Annotated in this window: 2 protein-coding genes; both read left to right on the top strand. The window is 72.4% G+C overall.

From position 1 onward, the window contains the following. A partial coding sequence (gene mdcG, locus F3J14_RS35240) for a malonate decarboxylase holo-[acyl-carrier-protein] synthase (protein WP_166726790.1) occupies window positions 1-432 on the top strand: 432 nt, incomplete at its 5' end. Next, window positions 429-784: triphosphoribosyl-dephospho-CoA synthase (locus F3J14_RS35235; RefSeq protein WP_211080440.1), on the top strand; the 356-nt coding region annotated here is incomplete at its 3' end. The genes mdcG and F3J14_RS35235, both read left to right, overlap by 4 nt.

The following is a 784-nucleotide window of genomic DNA, read 5'->3' as shown; positions in this document are numbered from 1 at the left end:
AACGTCGCCGCCGACGCGGTGGCGGCGGTCGGCCCGCTGCCTGCGCTGGCCGACGTGCTCGCTGTCGCGCCCGACGCATGGCACGCGACGTTGCGCGAGCTGGACGCGCTCGGCGCACGCTGCGGCGTGCCGGGCCGCGTGTTCGGCAGCCTCGCCTGGCAGGCGTTGACGGGCGAGCGCTACCTGAGCGCGTCCTCCGATCTCGATATCGTGTTTCCGTTGCCGGCCGCCGCTTCGCTCGACGCGTTGCTCGACGGCCTCGCGGCGCTCGACGCGCGTGCGCCGATGCGTATCGACGGCGAACTGCTGCGCGACGACGGCGCCGGCGTGAACTGGCGCGAACTGCATGCGCGGCTGCCTGAAGTCGCGGTCAAGACGGCGATCGCCGTCGAATTGATGCCTGCCGACGCATTCACGGGAGGCACGCGATGAGTGCAGGAGCCGCCCGCCGCATAACGGCGCCGTCCGACGCCGAGCGCATCGCCGCTCTTGCCGAGCGCAGCCTCGTGCTCGAAATCGACACGTATCCGAAACCGGGGCTCGTCAGTCACGTCGATACCGGCAGCCATGCGGACATGGACGCCGCGACGTTCGCTCGCAGCGCGGCCGTGCTGCGGCCGTACTTCGCGGAGCTCGCCGAAGCCGGCGCGCGTGACGCGGACATGGCCGTGCTGCGCAAGATCGGGCTGCGCGCGGAGCACGCGATGCTCGCCGCGACCGGCGGCGTCAACACGCATCGCGGCGCGATCTTCGGGCTCGGGCTGCTGTGCGCGGCTGCCGGCCG

The organism is Burkholderia sp. Tr-862 (assembly GCF_011753085.1).
GTDB classification, from domain to species: domain Bacteria; phylum Pseudomonadota; class Gammaproteobacteria; order Burkholderiales; family Burkholderiaceae; genus Burkholderia; species Burkholderia ambifaria.
Note: the sequence above shows the minus strand (reverse complement) of the source record. Positions and strands in the feature narration are given on the sequence as shown.